A 17415-nucleotide genomic window follows, 5' to 3' on the forward strand; every position below is an offset into this window, starting at 1 on the left:
TTTTGCACAACGGCAATCCTGCGCTTGACCGAGGTCAAGGAAGGGCGTTTGCTGCGGCAGCACTCTGACCCTGTCAAGCGAAGCCCCGCATGTGGGAAAGCGCCTTGTCCCGGCCACAAGGCGCGATCGTGCGGGTCAGAAGCAGCGTATGAAAGTTGCGTTTCGCAAAGGAGTCCATGATGGCTTACAAGACTATTCTCGCGGTGCTCGACAGACAGACCAATGCCGCGTTGATCAGCGATTTCGCGATCTCCCTTGCGGAGACGTTTGCAGGCCATGTCACTGGCCTGCATCTCGAAAATCTCTCGGCCGTGCCCATGGTGGCGCCGATGGAAATTCCGGACCCGGTTGCCATTGAAGCCCTGCAAGAGGCAGCGCGGTCTGAAACCGCGGCCATTGAGGACATTTTCACCCGTAAGGCTAGCCAGAGCGTTTGCACCTATGAATGGCGCAATATCGTTTCGTCCATCGGGTTTTCATCGGTCTCGGTGGTGGATAGCGCCCGCTCGGCCGACCTCATCATTGCCGCCCAGGGTGACGGTTCGCTTCTCTCGGAAAGCCGTGCCGATATCGAAGGCTTCCTGTTCGACAGCGGTCGCCCCGTGCTGCTTGTGCCGCAGATCATGACGGAACCGAAGCCGATCCGCCGCGTGTTGCTGGCGTGGAACGGTTCGCGCGAAGCAGCGCGCGCCACCTTCGATGCGCTTCCCTTCCTGAAGGCCGCGGAGTTCGTCGAGGTCTTCTCGGTCAATCCGCCGGAAACCCCGACGCAATCGCCGGAGACGGCTGGCGCGGAAATTGCCGCGACGCTCGCCCGCCACGGCATCAACGCCGTCCTGTCGACCCACAGCGCCACCGATCTCGATGCCTCGGCAGTGATCGAGAACCGGCTGGCCGATGCCAGCATCGATCTGTTGGTTATGGGGGCCTATGGTCATTCCCGCTGGCGGGAAATGCTGTTTGGCGGCGTCACGCGCACCCTGCTCGAGTCCATGACGGCGCTGACGCTGCTTTCACGCTGAACGACATTCCGGGAAAATCAGGGGCGGTCTTTCAGGCCGCCCTTGCCTTTTCTGGCGAAAACCATGGGTTTGTCGCCAATCCGCACACAAAACCGTTTCACACCTTTGTCGGAAATGCGCTAAAAGCGCTGCCCATAAGAATTCAATTTCCGTCACCCGGAGTTCACCCGTATGTCGCTACCCGATAAAGCCTTTCCCGTTTCCTGGGATCAATTCCATCGCGACGCCCGCGCGCTTGCCTGGCGGCTTGCAGGACTTGGCCAGGACTTCAAGGCCATCGTCTGCATCACCCGCGGCGGTCTCGTACCGGCTGCCATCATTTCCCGCGAACTGAACATCCGCATGATCGATACGGTGTGCATTGCTTCCTATCACGACTATCTCAATCAGGGTGAGACCAGTCTGCTGAAGCCGATTTCCGATCCGCTGCTGGCCAATGGCGGCGAAGGTGTGCTGGTGGTTGACGATCTGACCGACACCGGCAAAACCGCAAAGGAAGTGCGCGCCATGATGCCGAAGGCGCATTTCGCCTGCGTCTACGCCAAGCCCAAGGGTGTGCCGACCGTCGACACCTTCGTGACCGAGGTGTCGCAGGATACCTGGATCTATTTCCCGTGGGACATGGGCTTCGCCTATCAGGAGCCGATCGCCAAGGTTCGCGACTGAGTCGCCAGAACCCTGTGGAGGCCAGAGGGCCGGAGCCATGCTCCGGCCTTTTTCGTTGGCTCCGCCGCGAATCACCAGCATGTGCCGTAACGGGACACCCGTGCGCGCCCGGCCTGCGTCAAAACCACTCAAACTATTAAAAAAAAACAATATTCTTATAAAACCGTGAAACCGACGTGGCGTGAGGCGCAGCGTGACATTCGTGTCACGGAGGGGTCATATATTGTGACCGAAAAATCGGATCGGCACCTGCAAACCCACGAAGACGCATCAGGACAACGGCGCAACCCTCTGAATTTTCGATACTCTTCGAGTTATCCCCAAATACGCGGCATTATCCACTACATCTTGTGCCGCACCCCTCATGATGAACAAATTCTTGACCGCGTGAGCCGTTTTGAACTTAATGAGGACCGTTGCGGCGGCGATGGGACCCGGAAGTAACGAGGCCGGTCCCTCTCATGAAAACTGACGCATGAGCCCTTTCGCGGCCGTTTCCGATGGCGCGAGGACGAGCTTTTGCGCCTTTTTTTCACCGAGGCCACGAGACAAATCGGGGACTGGTAAAAATCTTCTGTGGGTACTATATTTAGTGCTTGCAGCCGCTGATACCCCAACATAATGGGTGACCATCCGTCACCTGAATGACAATGAGAACGGCTGCTTGGACAAGCTGAACAGCCGCGGGGATTTGTTGCGCTCTGAAAAGAGGCGCGAACAAAACAAAGGAAGGGCAACATGCGCATCGAACGCCGTTTCACCAAGCCGGGCCAGTCTGCCTATGCGGAAATCGAATTCCGCAAGGCAACCAGCGAAATCAAGAATCCCGATGGCTCCATCGTGTTCCGTCTGGCCGATATCGACGTGCCGACCCAGTTCAGCCAGGTCGCGACCGATATTCTGGCCCAGAAATATTTCCGCAAGGCCGGCGTTCCGGCGCGCCTGAAGCGGGTTGAGGAAAACAGCGTTCCGTCCTTCCTGTGGCGCTCCGTGGCCGATGAGGCCGCCCTTGCCGAGCTGCCCGAGAACGAGCGCATCGGTTCCGAGACCGACGCCCGTCAGGTCTTTGACCGTCTGGCCGGCACCTGGACCTACTGGGGCTGGAAGGGTGGCTATTTCTCGTCGGAAGAAGATGCGCTGACCTTCCGCGATGAACTTGCCTACATGCTGGCCACCCAGCGCGTTGCCCCGAATTCCCCGCAATGGTTCAACACCGGCCTGCATTGGGCCTATGGCATCGATGGTCCCGGCCAGGGCCATTTCTACGTCGACCCCTTCTCCGGCCAGCTTGTGCAGTCGTCCTCGGCCTATGAGCACCCGCAGCCGCATGCCTGCTTCATCCAGTCCGTCGGTGACGATCTCGTCAACGAAGGCGGCATCATGGACCTGTGGGTGCGCGAGGCGCGTCTCTTCAAATATGGTTCCGGCACCGGCTCGAACTTCTCCTACCTGCGCGGCGAAGGTGAAAAGCTGTCCGGCGGCGGTCGTTCCTCGGGTCTGATGAGCTTCCTCAAGATCGGCGACCGCGCTGCGGGCGCCATCAAGTCGGGCGGCACCACGCGCCGCGCCGCCAAGATGGTGGTGGTCGATATCGACCATCCGGATATCGAAGCCTATATCGACTGGAAGGTGAAGGAAGAGCAGAAGGTCGCCGCCCTCGTCACCGGTTCCAAGATCGTCGCCAAGCACCTCAAGGCCATTCTCAAGGCCTGCGTGAACTGCGAGGCGGATAATGGCGATTGCTTCGATCCCTCCAAGAACCCCGCCCTCAAGCGCGAAATCCGCGCCGCCAAGAAGGACCAGGTTCCGGAAAACTACGTCAAGCGCGTCATCCAATTCGCCCAGCAGGGCTACAAGGATATCGAATTCAAGACCTATGACACGGACTGGGATTCGGAAGCCTACCTGACCGTTTCCGGTCAGAACTCCAACAACTCCGTTTCGCTGAAGGACGACTTCCTGCGCGCCGTGGAAAATGATGGCGACTGGAACCTGACCGCCCGCAAGGACGGCAAGACCGTGAAGACGCTGAAGGCCCGCGACCTCTGGGAAAAGATTTCCCATGCCGCATGGGCATCAGCCGATCCGGGCCTGCACTTCAACACGACGATGAACGACTGGCACACCTGCCCGGCTGCCGGCCCGATCCGCGCATCGAACCCGTGCTCGGAATACATGTTCCTCGATGACACGGCCTGCAACCTTGCCTCGCTGAACCTGCTTCAGTTCAAGGATGCCGCCACCAAGCGCATCAATATCGGCGATTACGAGCATGCCGTTCGCCTGTGGACCGTCGTTCTCGAGATATCGGTGATGATGGCGCAGTTCCCCTCGCGCCAGATTGCGGAACTCTCTTACAAGTACCGCACGCTTGGCCTCGGCTACGCCAATATCGGCGGTCTCCTGATGTCCTCTGGCATTCCCTACGATTCCGATGAAGGCCGTGCGATTGCCGGCGCGCTGACCGCGATCATGACCGGCATTTCCTATGCGACCTCGGCCGAGATCGCTTCGGAGCTTGGTCCGTTCCCGGAATTCGAACCGAACCGCGAGCACATGCTGCGCGTCATCCGCAACCATGCCCGCGCCGCCCGCGGCGATGCGACCGGCTATGAAGGCCTGTCGGTCAACCCGGTGCCGCTCATCCACAAGGACTGCTCGGACCCGGACCTCATCACCCACGCCGTCATCGCCTGGGATCTGGCACTGGAACTCGGCGAGAAGTACGGCTACCGCAACGCCCAGACGACCGTGATCGCCCCCACCGGCACGATCGGTCTCGTGATGGACTGCGACACGACCGGCATCGAGCCCGACTTCGCACTGGTGAAGTTCAAGAAGCTTGCCGGCGGCGGCTACTTCAAGATCATCAACCGTGCGGTTCCCGAAGCCCTGCGTTCGCTCGGCTATTCGGAAAGCCAGATCGCCGAGATCGAGGCCTATGCCGTCGGCCATGGCAACCTGAACCAGGCGCCGGGCGTCAATCCCTCGTCGCTCAAGGCCAAGGGCTTCACCGACGAAAAGATCGAGGCTGTCAACGCAGCCCTGAAGAGCGCCTTCGACATCAAGTTCGTATTCAACCAGTGGACGCTTGGCGCCGACTTCCTGAAGAACACGCTGAAGGTTTCCGACGAGCAGCTTTCCGACATCACTTTCAACCTGCTCGACCATCTCGGCTTCTCGAGGAAGGACATCGAAGCGGCGAACATCCACGTTTGCGGCGCGATGACGCTGGAAGGTGCACCCTTCCTCAAGAACGAGCACCTCGCCGTGTTCGACTGCGCCAATCCGTGCGGCAAGATCGGCAAGCGCTATCTCTCGGTCGAAAGCCACATCCGCATGATGGCAGCGGCCCAGCCGTTCATCTCGGGCGCCATTTCCAAGACGATCAACATGCCGAACGAGGCGACCGTCGAGGATTGCGGCTCGGCCTACATGCTGTCGTGGAAGCTGGCGCTGAAGGCCAACGCGCTTTACCGCGATGGTTCCAAGCTGTCGCAGCCGCTCAATGCCTCGCTGATCGAGGATGAGGACGACGAGGATGCGCTGGAGGAATTCGTCCAGCAGCCGGTCGCGGCCCAGGCCGTGACGGTGACGGAGCGTATTGTCGAACGTGTGGTGGAACGTGTCATCCGCGAGCGCGAAAAACTGCCGAACCGCCGTCAGGGTTATACCCAGAAGGCAGCCGTCGGTGGTCACAAGGTCTATCTGCGCACCGGCGAATTCGGTGATGGCCGCCTTGGCGAAATCTTCATCGACATGCACAAGGAAGGTGCCGCCTTCCGCGCGATGATGAACAACTTCGCCATCGCGATCTCGCTCGGCCTGCAATATGGCGTACCACTGGAAGAATATGTGGAGGCCTTCACCTTCACCAAGTTCGAACCGGCCGGCATCGTCATCGGCAACGACGCGATCAAGAACGCCACGTCGATCCTCGACTACGTGTTCCGCGAACTCGCCGTCTCCTATCTCGGCCGCCACGATCTGGCGCATGTCGATACGTCGGACTTCTCGAACACCGCGCTCGGCAAGGGCATCCAGGAAGGCAAGACCAACCTTGTTTCCACCGGCTGGACGCGTGGTTACAAGCCGACGCTGGTCTCCGGCGGCGACCGGGCATCTGCCTCCGAGGCCAAGGGTTCGGCAACCGTCGCTCCTGCCAAGGCATCGGGCTTCAGCAGCGTCACGGCCTTCTCGGGCAATGCTGCCCGCAAGATCGAACCGACGCTCGCGATCTCGACCTCCGAAGTCGTCTCCTTCAAGCGTGACTATGAAGAGCGCGCCAAGGAACTGGCCGAGGAGATCGCCGAAGACCTGAACGACGCCGTGGTGGACGAAGCCGCACAGGAACGCACGGCCCTCTTCTCCGACAAGGCCGCCGCCGACGCAGCAGCGGCCAAGACGGAAGCCAAGCGGATCGAAGCCGAACGCCGCAACCGCGCGCTGATGCAGGGTTACACCGGCAACATGTGCTCCGAGTGCCAGAACTTCACCATGGTTCGCAACGGCACCTGCGAGAAGTGCGACACCTGCGGTTCCACAAGCGGTTGCTCCTGATCGCTTTCACCGGGTTTGTCATCAAGACATCCTGGTGACATTCAATCAGCGGCGTAGCGCGCTGCCCAAGAGAGCCATCGGCCGCCAACGCGGCCGATGAATCGCGTATAGCGGAAGAGATACGATTGAGGGCCGCACGGGAACTCGGTTTGCCCCGGTGGCAAGCATAACCGGCGTTGGGTTACCGGCCTTTCCGACCATTCATTTGAGATTTCGGCGACAATCCGCAGGTCACCCGGGCGCTCAACTCAGGATCCTGACCGGGGAGATCGCCGGTTCTCGGCGATCCTTTCCATGACTTTCATCGCGTGACGATCGATGGCTGGTCCGCGAGATCGAGAATCCGCTTCGTTGCAGCAAAGAGATGCGAGGCATGCTCTCCCGGCTCCACTCCGCCTGCCATCGGGACTTCGACGGAGAATGTCGCCACCTTTGAAACCGCGCGAACAAAGTCAATCAGAGGCAGTTCGCCCTCACCCGGAGCGAAACGCCCCGAACGCGCCTCCTTCACCATCTCTTCGGGCGTGGCTGGTCTTGAGCCACGAATGTCGCAAAGCTGAACACTGCGGACGACGTCCAGAGCGGGCACAAGATCCTCCGTCACGCCGCCATTCCGATAGAAGTGCAAGGCATCGACCAACACACAGGCGTTAGGTCTCGCAACCTTTTGGATGGCTCGAACACTGTCTTGGAAGGTGGCAACGGAGCGCCACCCCATGTTCTCCAGATCGATCGACAATCCAAGCGAAGCCGCAAGGTCGGATAGAGCCGCAAGATTATTGGTAAAGCGGCCAGTTTCAGCGTCGTCGCCGCAAACACTCACCCTTTTTGCGCCGATATTGGCTGCCGCTTCGAGCACGGGCAGCAGGGCGTGGGGCTGGAAATCCTGGCCGACGACCACGAATTCGATATCGTAGACCTCAATCCCCTCGCCTTCGAGACGACGCTTTACCTCGTTCGCCACTGCCGATCCGGGCTTGAGTTCGTAGGATGGAGCTCCGGGAAATGCCGGATTCAGGCGTAATCCCACCGCCGAGAATCCAGCCGCGGCAGCAAGAGTGATAAAGTCCGCCGGAGCAACGTCTATGGCCGAAAAATGGGCAAGGCCCAACCTTCTACTCCCGCAGTTGATGGATTCCACGAGCATCCTCCCTCGACCGCTCAGCCGATATTTTTCTCGGCGAGATGGCGCCGCAGATTGCTACCTGTTCTGTGAATGTGTTCACGCAGCTTGGCGCAGGCATATTCCGTGTCGCCCGCCACCGCGCCCTGCGCGATTTCGCTGTGCTCGTTTGCAACGCTCCGGTCGCCCGAGGTTTCGGCAAGGAACGTCCTTCGGTATCTGTCATTGAGGTTGAGCATGACGCTACAGAACTTCAGCAGCAGCGGCTTCCCACACCCGGATATCAGGGTGAGGTGAAACTCGCGATGTGCCGCCTCCCAAAGCTCGAGGGTCTCCGGCCGAGATGCGTCCCTTTCGGTACGATTCATCTTGTGGAGCGCGCGCATCACGTTACGCTCCCACTCGATACCCCCGACCCGAATGCTTTCCGCAAGGGCGTAGGTTTCGAACTGTTCGCGAAGCGCCGTCACCTCCTCGAGATTTCCGAGCGAGACGGGCGCGACACGATAGCCGCGGTTATCCTCGAACTCGACAAGTCCATCGGATATGAGACGCGCCAGCGCTTCCCGAAGTGGACTGAGACTGACATTGAAAAGCGTGCTCGCCTTCGACAGATTGATCTTTGAGCCAGCAGGCAACTTCCCCGACACGATTGCTTCACGCAGGCGATCCATCAACTGGCTCGCCATCGTGTTCTTGCCGTCGTCGATAAGGACGGCGGACCCGAGAAGGTTTTCATCCTTTTCCTGAGGTCTGCCCGTCAGATCGGTCATTTGCGGCCAACTTCCCTTTTGCCACCATCGAACTTGATAAGGATCGAGTACGATAAACGATTATTTCTGTCAATCATTTCCATAAGAACAAGCTTCAAGCGTGACGTATAAAAATAATCCCCAATAGACATATGAAATTATTTGAAACTTTGTATTTCAAAGCTGCATGCGGCCACAATGCTCGACAACGTCGATTGACAAATAATCGATTATGTTCATGATCGCGAAAAACGATGGGGAGGTCCTACATGATCGAAAAACAGGAAGACGTGACGCAGGCCGTTCTCGCCGTCATGCAACAAACCACGGACCCAAGGCTTCGCGTGATCATGATGTCACTGGTCAGGCACCTGCATGAATTCGTTCGCGAGGTGAGGCTCACGGAAGAAGAATTCCGCACGGCGGCCGCAGTGATCAATGAGATCGGCAAGCTTTCAAGCGATACCCACAACGAAGCGGTTCTGATGGCGGGATCGCTTGGTGTGTCCTCGCTGGTGTGCCTTCTCAACAATGGCGACAAGGGCAACACCGAGACTTCACAATCTCTGCTCGGACCTTTCTGGCGGTTGAATTCTCCGCGCGTCGAGAATGGCGGATCCATCGTGCGCTCCGACACGCCCGGCAACCCGCTATTCGTTAACGCCCGGGTTGTCGATCAGTCAGGCAATCCGATCGTCGGAGCTGAAGTGGACGTTTGGCACGCCTCCCCCGTCGGGCTCTATGAGAATCAGGACCCGGAGCAGGCCGAATATAACCTGCGTGGAAAATTCATGACGAACGAGGACGGCCGCTTCTGGTTCTCATCCGTCATGATGATCGGATATCCCATTCCGACCGATGGCCTTGTCGGTCGCCTGTTGAAGGCGCAGAACCGCCACCCGATGCGCCCTGCCCACCTCCATGCCCTGATCCTGAAGCAGGGATACAAAGTGCTGATTTCGCAGGTCTATGACCCGAACGATCCGCACATCGAGGATGACGTGCAATTCGGCGTGACCCGCGCGCTGATCGGTGACTTCGTCAAGCACGACACACCTCACCCGACATTGCCCGACGTTTCCGCCCCCTGGTACTCGCTCGACTACGTCTATGTGATGGAGCCCGGCGAGGCCGTGCTCCCGAGGCCGCCCATCAAATGACCACGGGCCGCATGCCCGTACGACGATAATCCCGCATGAAGGAAAACAGCCATGATGACCGATGAGGAGCGCCGCCTTGGTGCAGACAGCCTGCTGCAGGCAGAACGGGAGCTGAAGCCCGTCCAGCAGTTGAGCAAGACATTTCCCCACATGGAGATCGAGGATGCCTATCGGATTCAGGATCTCTGGGCTGAGGCAAGGATCGCGGCCGGTGCCCGCATGGTCGGGCACAAGATCGGCCTGACTTCGCGTGCCATGCAGCAGGCTTCGAAGATGACCGAGCCGGACTATGGTCGGATCCTCGATGATGCGCTCTACAATGACGGCGCAAAAATCCCTGCGAACCTGTTCATCAAGCCGCGCCTCGAGGTCGAACTCGCCTTCATCATGGGCGAAGATCTGAGCGGCCCCGGCGTGCGGATCTACGACGTACTGCGGGCCACCGAACTGGTCGTGCCGGCCCTCGAAATAATCGATTACCGCACCGAGGTGCCGCGCTCCATCACCGACACCATCGCCGACAACGCCGCCTTTGGCGCGATCGTCGTCGGTGGCCGCCCGGTGCGACCATTCGACACCGACATCCGCTGGGTCGGCGCAACCCTGTCCCAGAATGGGGTCATCGAGGAATCCGGCGTTTCCGCCGCGATCATGGGGCATCCGGCCGCCGGGATCGCCTGGCTGGCGAACAAGTTGCATGCGGTCGGCAGCAAGCTGGAAAAGGGACAGATCGTGCTGGCGGGTTCCTTCACCCGCCCCGTCGATATCAAGGCTGGCGATGTCATCCAGGTCGATTACGGCCCGCTTGGCGGCATCGGCGTTTCGTTCGTGTGAGGTCTGCCATGGATTTACCTGTCAACAAGTTCAAGCACGCAATCGCATCGGGTCAGCATCAGCTAGGCCTGTGGTGCTCGATTCCGGGATCGTTTGCCGCTGAAGTGAACGCGGGTGCCGGCTTCGATTGGCTGCTGTTCGATACCGAACACTCCCCGAATGACCCGATTGATGTGTTGCCGCAACTTCAGGCCGCCGCGCCCTATCCGGTTTCGGCCGTCGTCCGGCCCGCGAGCAACGATGCCATCCTCATCAAACGGTTCCTCGACGTGGGTGCCCAGACCCTGCTGGTCCCGTATGTCCAGTCGGCACAAGAGGCAGCCGCCGCGGTAGCCGCGACCCGTTATCCTCCGGAGGGCATCCGTGGCGTTTCGGGTCTGACCCGCGCCAGCCGTTTCGGACGGGTTGCGAACTACGCTCGCCGGGCGTCGGAAGAGATCTGCCTGCTGGTACAGGTCGAGACGGGCGAAGCCGTCGAGGAAATCGAGAAAATCGCCGCCGTCGATGGGGTTGATGGCATCTTCATCGGCCCGGCGGATCTTGCCGCAAGCCTCGGTCATCCTGGCGAACCCGGACATCCGGAAGTGATCTCGGTCGTCGAAGCGGCGATAGGTCGTATCCGCGCCACCGGCAAGCCTGCGGGAATCCTGACGACTGATACGATCTTCGCGAAGCGATGTATCGAACTCGGAACGCTGTTCACGGCGGTCGGGATTGATCTCGGTTTGATGGCGCGAGGCGCGGAAAACCTCAGGAAAACATTCGACTGACAGGCGGGCCACGCCCGAGCGGTCGCACGCTCGGGCGTGGCTTGCATATCCAGGCTGGAACAGACGTTTTGCCAGGCACGTCCGGCAATGCTTCGGGACGAATTGCAGGAGGAGTGGTCGTGACGATCGAAGAGGCACGGGCAGAACTTGCCCCACGGGGAGCGATCCGGGTCGGGATCAATCTCGGGAACGCGGCCCTGGCGAGGAGTAATCCAGATCGCGGAGGGCTCGAAGGATTGTCGGTCGACATCGCCAACGCCGTCGGCGAGAAGCTCGGCGTACCGGTCGAGTTCGTCACTTACGCATCGGCTGGCAAGGTCTATGAGGCCGCCGATCGTGACGAATGGGACATGTGTTTCCTTGCGATCGAGGCGAGCCGAAAGGAAAAACTGCAGTTTTCCCGTTCTTACTTCACCATCGAGGCAACCTGCCTGGTTCCGGCAGCGTCCCCTCTCGTTGACGCCCATGCAATCGATATCCCTGACGTCCGGATCGTAGCCGCATCAGGCTCCGCCTATGAGTTGTTCCTGTCAGGCTGCCTTGAACATGCCACCGTAATCCGGACGGCGAACCCCGGCGAGGCCTTCACACTCTTCTCGACGCAAGAACTGGAAGCGCTTGCCGGGATCAGACCCACGCTCGAAGGGATCGCTCGCGCCAACGACGCGTATCGAGTTCTGACGGGCAGCTTCCTCGTCATCGATCAGGGCGTGGCAGTGCGCCGCGGCAACGTCGCGGCTGCCGAAGTCATCCAGGATGTCCTCTCCGAAAGGTTTGGCCACGACGGCGATGCATCGACTGTCGGCAGCAGCCGTAGCGTCTAGAACGGAGCACCAAAGACCGACGTCGTACTGATCCGGATGTGGACCTCGCCGCCACCATCCGTGACCTAAGTCGAAAATTTCAAAGCTTCGGAGAAAAAACCTCCGGGGCTTTTATTTTCGGGCTCGGCTCTCAACCACTGATGATATCGCCCTTCATGCCACGCGCGCGCCAGGTTCTGAGGCGCAGGCGCGGGGCAATGGCGAGCGCAATGAACGGCGTGATTGCGAAGGTCACGACAACCCAGGCGGGGATGAGGTATTTGGCGATATCGGCCAGCGCCGGTATGGCGAGAATGGGAATGAGGCCAATTCCGAAGATGACGGCGTTGACCATCAAGCCGACCATGGCGCCAATGAAGAGATTTGTGCTCATGATGTGTCTCCCGGTCTGCATCGGACAATTCCGAGTCTGAATGTTCAACGCGACACGCCGGAAAAGGGTTCCCTCACCTCTGTCGATGCTTTTCAGACAAGACGCCTGCGGCTGCCCGTGGCAGTGTAGAGACGAATCGTTCGTCCACCGGGAAACAGTCATGACCTTTCGCAATATCTGCATTTACGGTGCCGGGGCATTGGGCGGCGCCATCGCCGCCAAATTTTCCAGCGGCCTTGCCGGGGAAGCCGAAGTCAGCGCCGTCGCGCGCGGGGCGCACCTTGCCCGCATGCGCGAAAAAGGTCTGACGATCATCGAGGATGGCGTGGACGAACCCAAGGTGCACCGGCTGACGGCGACCGACGACCCGCGTGAACTCGGCGCTCAGGATCTCGTCATCACCGGGCTGAAGGGTCACCAGCTTGCGGCGGCTGCGGAAGGGCTCGCCACCCTGCTCAAACCGGAAACGCGGGTGGTGATGATCCTGAACGGCGTTCCCTGGTGGTATTTCCACGGCGACCCCGATCCGGCCCATGCCGGCACCCAACTGGAAGCCCTTGATCCCGGCGGCACCCTCTGGCGGCTCATTGGTCCGGAGCGGATCATAGGCTGCGTCGCCTATCAGGGCGGTGAAGTCGTGGAGCCGGGTACGATCCACCTCTACCACAAGAAACGGCTGATCCTCGGCGAGCCGGATGGTTCCGCCAGCGCCGACATCGAAACAGTGGCTGCGCTTCTCAACCGCTGCGGCCTCGTCGGCGAGGCAACAACCGCAATCCGGGCGGAAATCTGGACGAAGCTGATGAACAACGCGGCGTTCAATCCCGTCAGCGCGCTGACGCGGGCGACCATGGCGCCGCTCCTGTCCGATCCGGCCATCGTTGCCACGATGGGCGACATCATGCGGGAAGTGAAGGCCGTTGCCGCCGCCTTCGGTGTTAATCTTGCGATTGACGTCGACCAGCGGCTGGAGGATTCGCGCGCGATCCCGGATGTCCGGACCTCGATGCTGCAGGACCTTCTGGCCGGGCGACCGCTGGAAATCGTTTCGGTTCTCGGCATGGTCATCGAACTCGCCCGCATGGCGAGCGTGCCGGTACCGACCTGCCGCACGACCTATGCGCTCACCGTGCGCCTGGACGAAGAAAACCGCCGCACGGCCTGAACCTGATCAGGTACGGTTGCGCTCGCGCCGCAGCTTGTCCCACCAGTCGAGGCGCTTGCGAATTTCGCGTTCGAAGCCGCGTTCCGGCGGATCGTAGAAGGTCCGCCGGCCCATCTTTTCCGGGAAATAGTCCTGACCGGAAAAGGCGTCGGGCTCGTCGTGATCATAGCGATAGCCATCGCCATAGCCTTCGGTCTTCATCAGCTTGGTCGGAGCGTTCAGAATATGCTTGGGCGGCAGCAACGAACCGTTTTCCTTGGCTGCGCGCATGGCAGCCTTGTAGGCCATATAGACGCCGTTCGATTTCGGCGCGGTCGCGAGATAGACGCAGGCCTGAGCCAGCGCCAGTTCACCTTCCGGAGAACCCAGATAGTCATAGGCATCCTTGGCGGCATTGGTGATGACCAGCGCCTGTGGATCGGCCAGACCTATGTCTTCCACGGCCATGCGCACAAGCCGCCGCCCGAGATAGAGCGGGTCTTCGCCGGCGTCGAACATGCGGCAGAGATAATAGAGCGCCGCATCGGGGTCGGAACCTCGAACGGACTTGTGCAACGCCGAAATGAGGTTGTAGTGGCCATCCTGCCCCTTGTCATAAACGGGGGCGCGGCGCTGCACGACACGCACCAGCGCATCGGTGTCGAACACTTCATTGGCGCGGGCAGCGCGCCAAACCTCTTCGGCCAGTGTCAGCGCGGCCCGGCCATCGCCGTCAGCCATGCGAACCAGCGAAAGGCGGGCATCATCATCCAGCGGCAGCGGCTTGCCTTCGGCCTCTTCGGCCCGCGTCAGCAGCTCGGCAAGGCTCGCCTCGTCATGGGCCTGGAATGTCAAAACCCGCGCCCGCGACAAAAGAGCGGCGTTGAGCTCGAAGGACGGGTTTTCGGTGGTGGCACCGACCAGAATGACCGTGCCATCTTCCATTACCGGCAGGAAACTATCCTGCTGGGCGCGGTTGAAGCGATGGATCTCGTCTACGAACAGAAGGGTCTGGCGGCCCGACATGCGCCGGGCGCGGGCCGTTTCGAACACCTTCTTGAGATCGGCGACGCCGGAGAAGATCGCCGAAATCTGCTCGAAGGCGAGATTCGATTCGCCGGCGAGAAGCCGCGCCACCGTTGTCTTGCCGGTGCCGGGCGGGCCCCAGAAGATCATCGAACCGAGCGATCCCGATTCGATCATGCGGGTCAGCGCACCGTCCGGTCCGGTCAGATGCGCCTGCCCGGACACTTCACCGAGGTTTTTCGGGCGCAGGCGTTCTGCCAAAGGCCGCTTGTCGGCCATGGCCGCTGGCTCCTGAGTGGAAAACAGATCGCTCATGCACGCCTCCTGCCCCGCCCTTCACTGCGGGCGGCGGCACCTTTCACCGGGACTGTCCGCTTTTCCGGCGGCTTTCTCAACGGAAAAACTGCGTCAGCCGCTGTCCGTCCCGCTCGATTTCAATGCGCCAGAAGCCCGGATCATCCTCCAGCACGGCCTGCAGGGTCTTGACCGAGGCAATGGCCGTGCCGTTGATAGACACGATGATATCGCGCGGCTGGAACCCAAGGCGGGCGGCGGGCGAACTGTTCTTCAGCGCGGTGACGACGACACCCGTCTTTTCCGCCGGCAACCGGATCTCACCAGCCAGACGCGGGGAAAGATTGGCGACGCGCGTGCCGGTAAACGGCGTGCGGCCCTGAATTTCCGTCTCATCGCGCGGCACGGTTTCCGGGGCGGTATCGAGCTTCAGCGTCAACTCCCGTTCCTTGCCGCCTTCGATGACGGTGAGCCGAGCCGAACCGCCGAGGCCCGCCGTCGTCAGGCGATAGCCCAGCGCGTCAGGATGCTCCACAGCAATGCCGTTCACGGCGGTGACGATCTCGCCAGCCTTGAGGCCTGCCGCAGCCGCAGGCCCGCCGGGCACGACCTTGACGACCAGCGCGCCGCGCACCCGGTCGAGCCCCAGCGCTTCGGCCACATCCGAGGTCACCGGTTCGAAGCCGGCACCGATATAGGGCCGCTCGAAACTCTTGGCCCCGCTTTCGGCCGCCGCCAGGAACACTTTCACCAGATTGGCGGGAATGGCGAAGCCGACGCCGTTCGAGCCGCCGCCGCGTGTGAAGATCGCGGTGTTGATGCCGATCAGATCGCCGCTCATGTTGGTCAGCGCACCGCCGGAATTGCCGGGATTGATGGCTGCGTCCGTCTGGATGAAGAAGCCGAAATCGCCCTGCGCTACCTGATTTCGGGCGAGCGCCGAAACGATACCGCTCGTCACCGTCTGGCCGACGCCGAAGGGGTTCCCGATGGCCAGCACGAGGTCGCCGACTTCCAGCGCATCCGAATCGCCGATGGCGAGGGACGGGAATTTTTCCTTCGCCTCGATCTTCAGCACTGCGAGATCCAGCCGCTCATCCTTCAGCAATACGGTGCTCTTGAACTCGCGGCCATCGGCCAGCGCCACCTTGATATCGTCGGCGCCCTCGATGACGTGGTTGTTTGTAACAACGAGACCGCCATCCGACACGATCACGCCCGAACCGAGCGAGGATTGCTTTTCCGTGCGGTTGGGCAGGCGCTGGCTGAAGAACTGGTCAAAGAAGGGGTCGCCCGTGGAAACGCGCTTCTGCACCTGTTTCTCGGCATAAACATTGACGACCGCGCCAGCGGTCTTCTTCACCAGCGGCGCGAAACTAGCCTGCACATCCGCCCGGCTTTCCGGCACGCGCCGCTCCTGCGCCAGCGCGCCGAGAGGTTGGGACAGGACGAGCGCCAAGGCCAGAAGAGAGCCGCGTTTGATCATTGGCTGCATGGAAAATGCCTTTTCACGTTCGATGATTTTGCCGGATCGTGCCGTACACGGGACACGCCACGATGCAAAATTCTGACAGTTGACCTCAATTGCCTTGATACCCGCCGCGTTTCCTCAACGATTCCGCAGGTTTCGTCCTTGCCACCTAGATAGGGATTGAGGCTGAAGAGTGGAAGCCCCCATTGCAACCACATGAACTCTTCGTAAGGTTTCCGGCGGGAGAACCACGGAGGAACCCGCATGCGCTCCATCCTCACCATCGGAGACCATACCAGCCACAGCTTCACCGTCACGCGTGAGAAGACGGTGCCCTTCCTCTACCCGGAAAGCGCCGAGTTTCAGGAGATTCCCGAGGTCTTCGCTACAGGCTATATGGTGGGCCTGATGGAATGGGCCTGTATCCTTTCACTCAAACCGGCACTGGAAGAGGGTGAAGGCTGTCTCGGCGTGCTGATCGATGTCACGCACGAAGCCGCCACCCTGCCCGGTCAGACCGTCACTGTCGAGGCCACCGTCACCTCCATCGAAGGATCTGGGATGTGGTGGCCCGTGATGAGGTCGACGTGATCGGACGCGGCCGTGGTGAATTGGGAGCAGTTCAAATCCGGCCTTGCCAGGAAGGCAGACGCCCTGAACAGCGCCAACATCGAATAATATGCACCATAATTGACAGCATGTTGCCAATATTGACAATATGCTGTCAATATGCGATGGCATTCGCATGGAACCCAAACTCACTTTCAACACCCAACTTGACGCCCTTTCCTTCGCGATCTTTCGCGTGCACGGCGCACTGATTGCGACCGGTGACCGCATCGGCGCAGGTCAGGGATTGACCAGCGCCCGCTGGCAGATTCTCGGCACGCTCACTCTCGCAGGGGAACCACTGACGGTCGCCCAGATCGCGCGATTGATGGGGCTGACGCGACAGGCCGTGCAGCGCGTGACAAACGATCTGGAACAGGTCGGTATGCTGACGATGCAGGATAATCCCGCCCACAAGCGGGCACGCCTCGCATGGCTCACTGATCAGGGCCGTGCCGCCTATGCGGAGGTGATGACCGAATGGTCACGTCTGGCCGCAATCCTTGCGGTGAACCTGCCCGACACACGGATTACCGAAACCATTGCATGCCTTGAAACGCTCAAAGACGAGTTGCAGACGCTCAGTCCGTCGGACTGACGCGCCCCTGAAGGACAAGACCATGAAGAAGCTTCACCCCGTGGCCGGCGCCGTAGCGCTGGCGACGCTCACCCTCTTTTGGCTTTCGACAGTGTGTTGATTGCCACTGAGAACTGACCCGGCGTTGCCTGATATTTCCATTGAGAATTGACCCATGTTCCAACTTTCCCTCGCATGTTTTCAGCGGGG

Annotated in this window: 15 protein-coding genes; 10 read left to right on the plus strand and 5 right to left on the minus strand. The window is 60.5% G+C overall.

Annotated features, from left to right (window positions below; translation table 11 throughout):
• Positions 1-179: 179 nt before the first annotated feature.
• The 3 genes from GGQ66_RS05650 to GGQ66_RS05660 all read left to right on the plus strand — a co-directional run bounded on the left by GGQ66_RS05650 (position 180) and on the right by GGQ66_RS05660 (position 6248).
• Complete coding sequence (locus tag GGQ66_RS05650; protein ID WP_183790307.1) at positions 180-1022, plus strand: universal stress protein; 843 nt, start codon at positions 180-182, stop codon at positions 1020-1022.
• A gap of 171 nt (positions 1023-1193) precedes the next feature.
• Positions 1194-1688: a xanthine phosphoribosyltransferase gene (gpt, locus tag GGQ66_RS05655; RefSeq protein ID WP_183790309.1), complete on the plus strand. Its 495-nt coding sequence runs from the start codon at positions 1194-1196 to the stop codon at positions 1686-1688.
• Between the two features lie 738 nt (positions 1689-2426).
• Positions 2427-6248, plus strand: coding sequence for a vitamin B12-dependent ribonucleotide reductase (locus tag GGQ66_RS05660; protein ID WP_183790311.1), 3822 nt, complete (start codon positions 2427-2429; stop codon positions 6246-6248).
• A gap of 301 nt (positions 6249-6549) precedes the next feature.
• Here GGQ66_RS05660 and GGQ66_RS05665 read toward each other — a convergent pair whose 3' ends face one another.
• Together GGQ66_RS05665 and GGQ66_RS05670 are read right to left on the minus strand one after the other, a co-directional pair.
• Complete coding sequence (locus GGQ66_RS05665; protein ID WP_183790313.1) at positions 6550-7395, minus strand: sugar phosphate isomerase/epimerase family protein; 846 nt, start codon at positions 7393-7395, stop codon at positions 6550-6552.
• Positions 7396-7409: 14 nt separating this feature from the next.
• On the minus strand, positions 7410-8144 hold the full coding sequence (locus GGQ66_RS05670; RefSeq protein WP_183790315.1) for a GntR family transcriptional regulator: 735 nt from the start codon (positions 8142-8144) through the stop codon (positions 7410-7412).
• A 248-nt stretch (positions 8145-8392) separates the two neighbouring features.
• On the opposite strand from GGQ66_RS05670, the gene GGQ66_RS05675 reads away from it, so the two are divergent.
• From GGQ66_RS05675 to GGQ66_RS05690, 4 genes are all read left to right on the plus strand, one after another.
• Complete coding sequence (locus GGQ66_RS05675; RefSeq protein ID WP_183790316.1) at positions 8393-9283, plus strand: dioxygenase family protein; 891 nt, start codon at positions 8393-8395, stop codon at positions 9281-9283.
• 51 nt (positions 9284-9334) lie between these two features.
• A complete protein-coding gene (gene hpaH / locus GGQ66_RS05680; protein ID WP_183790319.1) occupies positions 9335-10117 on the plus strand; it encodes a 2-oxo-hept-4-ene-1,7-dioate hydratase in 783 nt (260 codons plus the stop codon).
• Between the two features lie 8 nt (positions 10118-10125).
• Complete coding sequence (locus GGQ66_RS05685; RefSeq protein ID WP_183790321.1) at positions 10126-10887, plus strand: aldolase/citrate lyase family protein; 762 nt, start codon at positions 10126-10128, stop codon at positions 10885-10887.
• Between the two features lie 119 nt (positions 10888-11006).
• A complete protein-coding gene (locus GGQ66_RS05690) occupies positions 11007-11711 on the plus strand; it encodes a transporter substrate-binding domain-containing protein (RefSeq protein WP_183790323.1) in 705 nt (234 codons plus the stop codon).
• A gap of 130 nt (positions 11712-11841) precedes the next feature.
• Here GGQ66_RS05690 and GGQ66_RS05695 read toward each other — a convergent pair whose 3' ends face one another.
• Positions 11842-12084 carry a hypothetical protein gene (locus GGQ66_RS05695; RefSeq protein ID WP_183790325.1) on the minus strand — a complete coding sequence of 81 codons (243 nt, stop codon included), beginning with the start codon at positions 12082-12084 and terminating at the stop codon, positions 11842-11844.
• Positions 12085-12244: 160 nt separating this feature from the next.
• Here GGQ66_RS05695 and GGQ66_RS05700 point away from each other — a divergent pair, with 160 nt between their 5' ends.
• Positions 12245-13249 (plus strand): ketopantoate reductase family protein, encoded by a 1005-nt coding sequence (locus tag GGQ66_RS05700; RefSeq protein WP_183790327.1) that lies wholly within the window; start codon positions 12245-12247, stop codon positions 13247-13249.
• A gap of 6 nt (positions 13250-13255) precedes the next feature.
• Here GGQ66_RS05700 and GGQ66_RS05705 read toward each other — a convergent pair whose 3' ends face one another.
• Both GGQ66_RS05705 and GGQ66_RS05710 read right to left on the minus strand, forming a co-directional pair.
• Positions 13256-14569 (minus strand): replication-associated recombination protein A, encoded by a 1314-nt coding sequence (locus tag GGQ66_RS05705; protein WP_183790330.1) that lies wholly within the window; start codon positions 14567-14569, stop codon positions 13256-13258.
• A 76-nt stretch (positions 14570-14645) separates the two neighbouring features.
• Entirely contained in the window at positions 14646-16043 is a 1398-nt protein-coding gene (locus GGQ66_RS05710) for a DegQ family serine endoprotease (protein ID WP_183790332.1), read from the minus strand.
• Positions 16044-16283: 240 nt separating this feature from the next.
• On the opposite strand from GGQ66_RS05710, the gene GGQ66_RS05715 reads away from it, so the two are divergent.
• Both GGQ66_RS05715 and GGQ66_RS05720 read left to right on the plus strand, forming a co-directional pair.
• The gene (locus tag GGQ66_RS05715) at positions 16284-16610 is read left to right on the plus strand and encodes a thioesterase family protein (RefSeq protein WP_237358796.1); all 327 of its coding nucleotides are present in this window, start codon (positions 16284-16286) and stop codon (positions 16608-16610) included.
• 154 nt (positions 16611-16764) lie between these two features.
• The gene (locus GGQ66_RS05720; RefSeq protein ID WP_183790334.1) at positions 16765-17226 is read left to right on the plus strand and encodes a MarR family winged helix-turn-helix transcriptional regulator; all 462 of its coding nucleotides are present in this window, start codon (positions 16765-16767) and stop codon (positions 17224-17226) included.
• The last annotated feature ends 189 nt before the right edge of the window (positions 17227-17415 follow it).

Origin of the sequence: Allorhizobium borbori (assembly GCF_014196535.1) — a bacterium.
In the GTDB taxonomy this organism is placed as follows: domain Bacteria; phylum Pseudomonadota; class Alphaproteobacteria; order Rhizobiales; family Rhizobiaceae; genus Ectorhizobium; species Ectorhizobium borbori.

Bases quoted from the DNA above. Each gene is read 5' to 3' on its own strand.
- GGQ66_RS05715 (WP_237358796.1), top strand. From the start codon at position 16,284: ATGCGCTCCATCCTCACCATCGGAGACCATACCAGCCACAGCTTCACC.
- GGQ66_RS05665 (WP_183790313.1), bottom strand. From the start codon at position 7,395: ATGCTCGTGGAATCCATCAACTGCGGGAGTAGAAGGTTGGGCCTTGCC.
- GGQ66_RS05670 (WP_183790315.1), bottom strand. From the start codon at position 8,144: ATGACCGATCTGACGGGCAGACCTCAGGAAAAGGATGAAAACCTTCTC.
- GGQ66_RS05650 (WP_183790307.1), top strand. From the start codon at position 180: ATGGCTTACAAGACTATTCTCGCGGTGCTCGACAGACAGACCAATGCC.
- GGQ66_RS05695 (WP_183790325.1), bottom strand. From the start codon at position 12,084: ATGAGCACAAATCTCTTCATTGGCGCCATGGTCGGCTTGATGGTCAAC.
- GGQ66_RS05705 (WP_183790330.1), bottom strand. From the start codon at position 14,569: ATGAGCGATCTGTTTTCCACTCAGGAGCCAGCGGCCATGGCCGACAAG.
- GGQ66_RS05710 (WP_183790332.1), bottom strand. From the start codon at position 16,043: ATGCAGCCAATGATCAAACGCGGCTCTCTTCTGGCCTTGGCGCTCGTC.
- gpt (WP_183790309.1), top strand. From the start codon at position 1,194: ATGTCGCTACCCGATAAAGCCTTTCCCGTTTCCTGGGATCAATTCCAT.
- GGQ66_RS05660 (WP_183790311.1), top strand. From the start codon at position 2,427: ATGCGCATCGAACGCCGTTTCACCAAGCCGGGCCAGTCTGCCTATGCG.
- GGQ66_RS05720 (WP_183790334.1), top strand. From the start codon at position 16,765: ATGGAACCCAAACTCACTTTCAACACCCAACTTGACGCCCTTTCCTTC.
- hpaH (WP_183790319.1), top strand. From the start codon at position 9,335: ATGATGACCGATGAGGAGCGCCGCCTTGGTGCAGACAGCCTGCTGCAG.
- GGQ66_RS05675 (WP_183790316.1), top strand. From the start codon at position 8,393: ATGATCGAAAAACAGGAAGACGTGACGCAGGCCGTTCTCGCCGTCATG.
- GGQ66_RS05685 (WP_183790321.1), top strand. From the start codon at position 10,126: ATGGATTTACCTGTCAACAAGTTCAAGCACGCAATCGCATCGGGTCAG.
- GGQ66_RS05700 (WP_183790327.1), top strand. From the start codon at position 12,245: ATGACCTTTCGCAATATCTGCATTTACGGTGCCGGGGCATTGGGCGGC.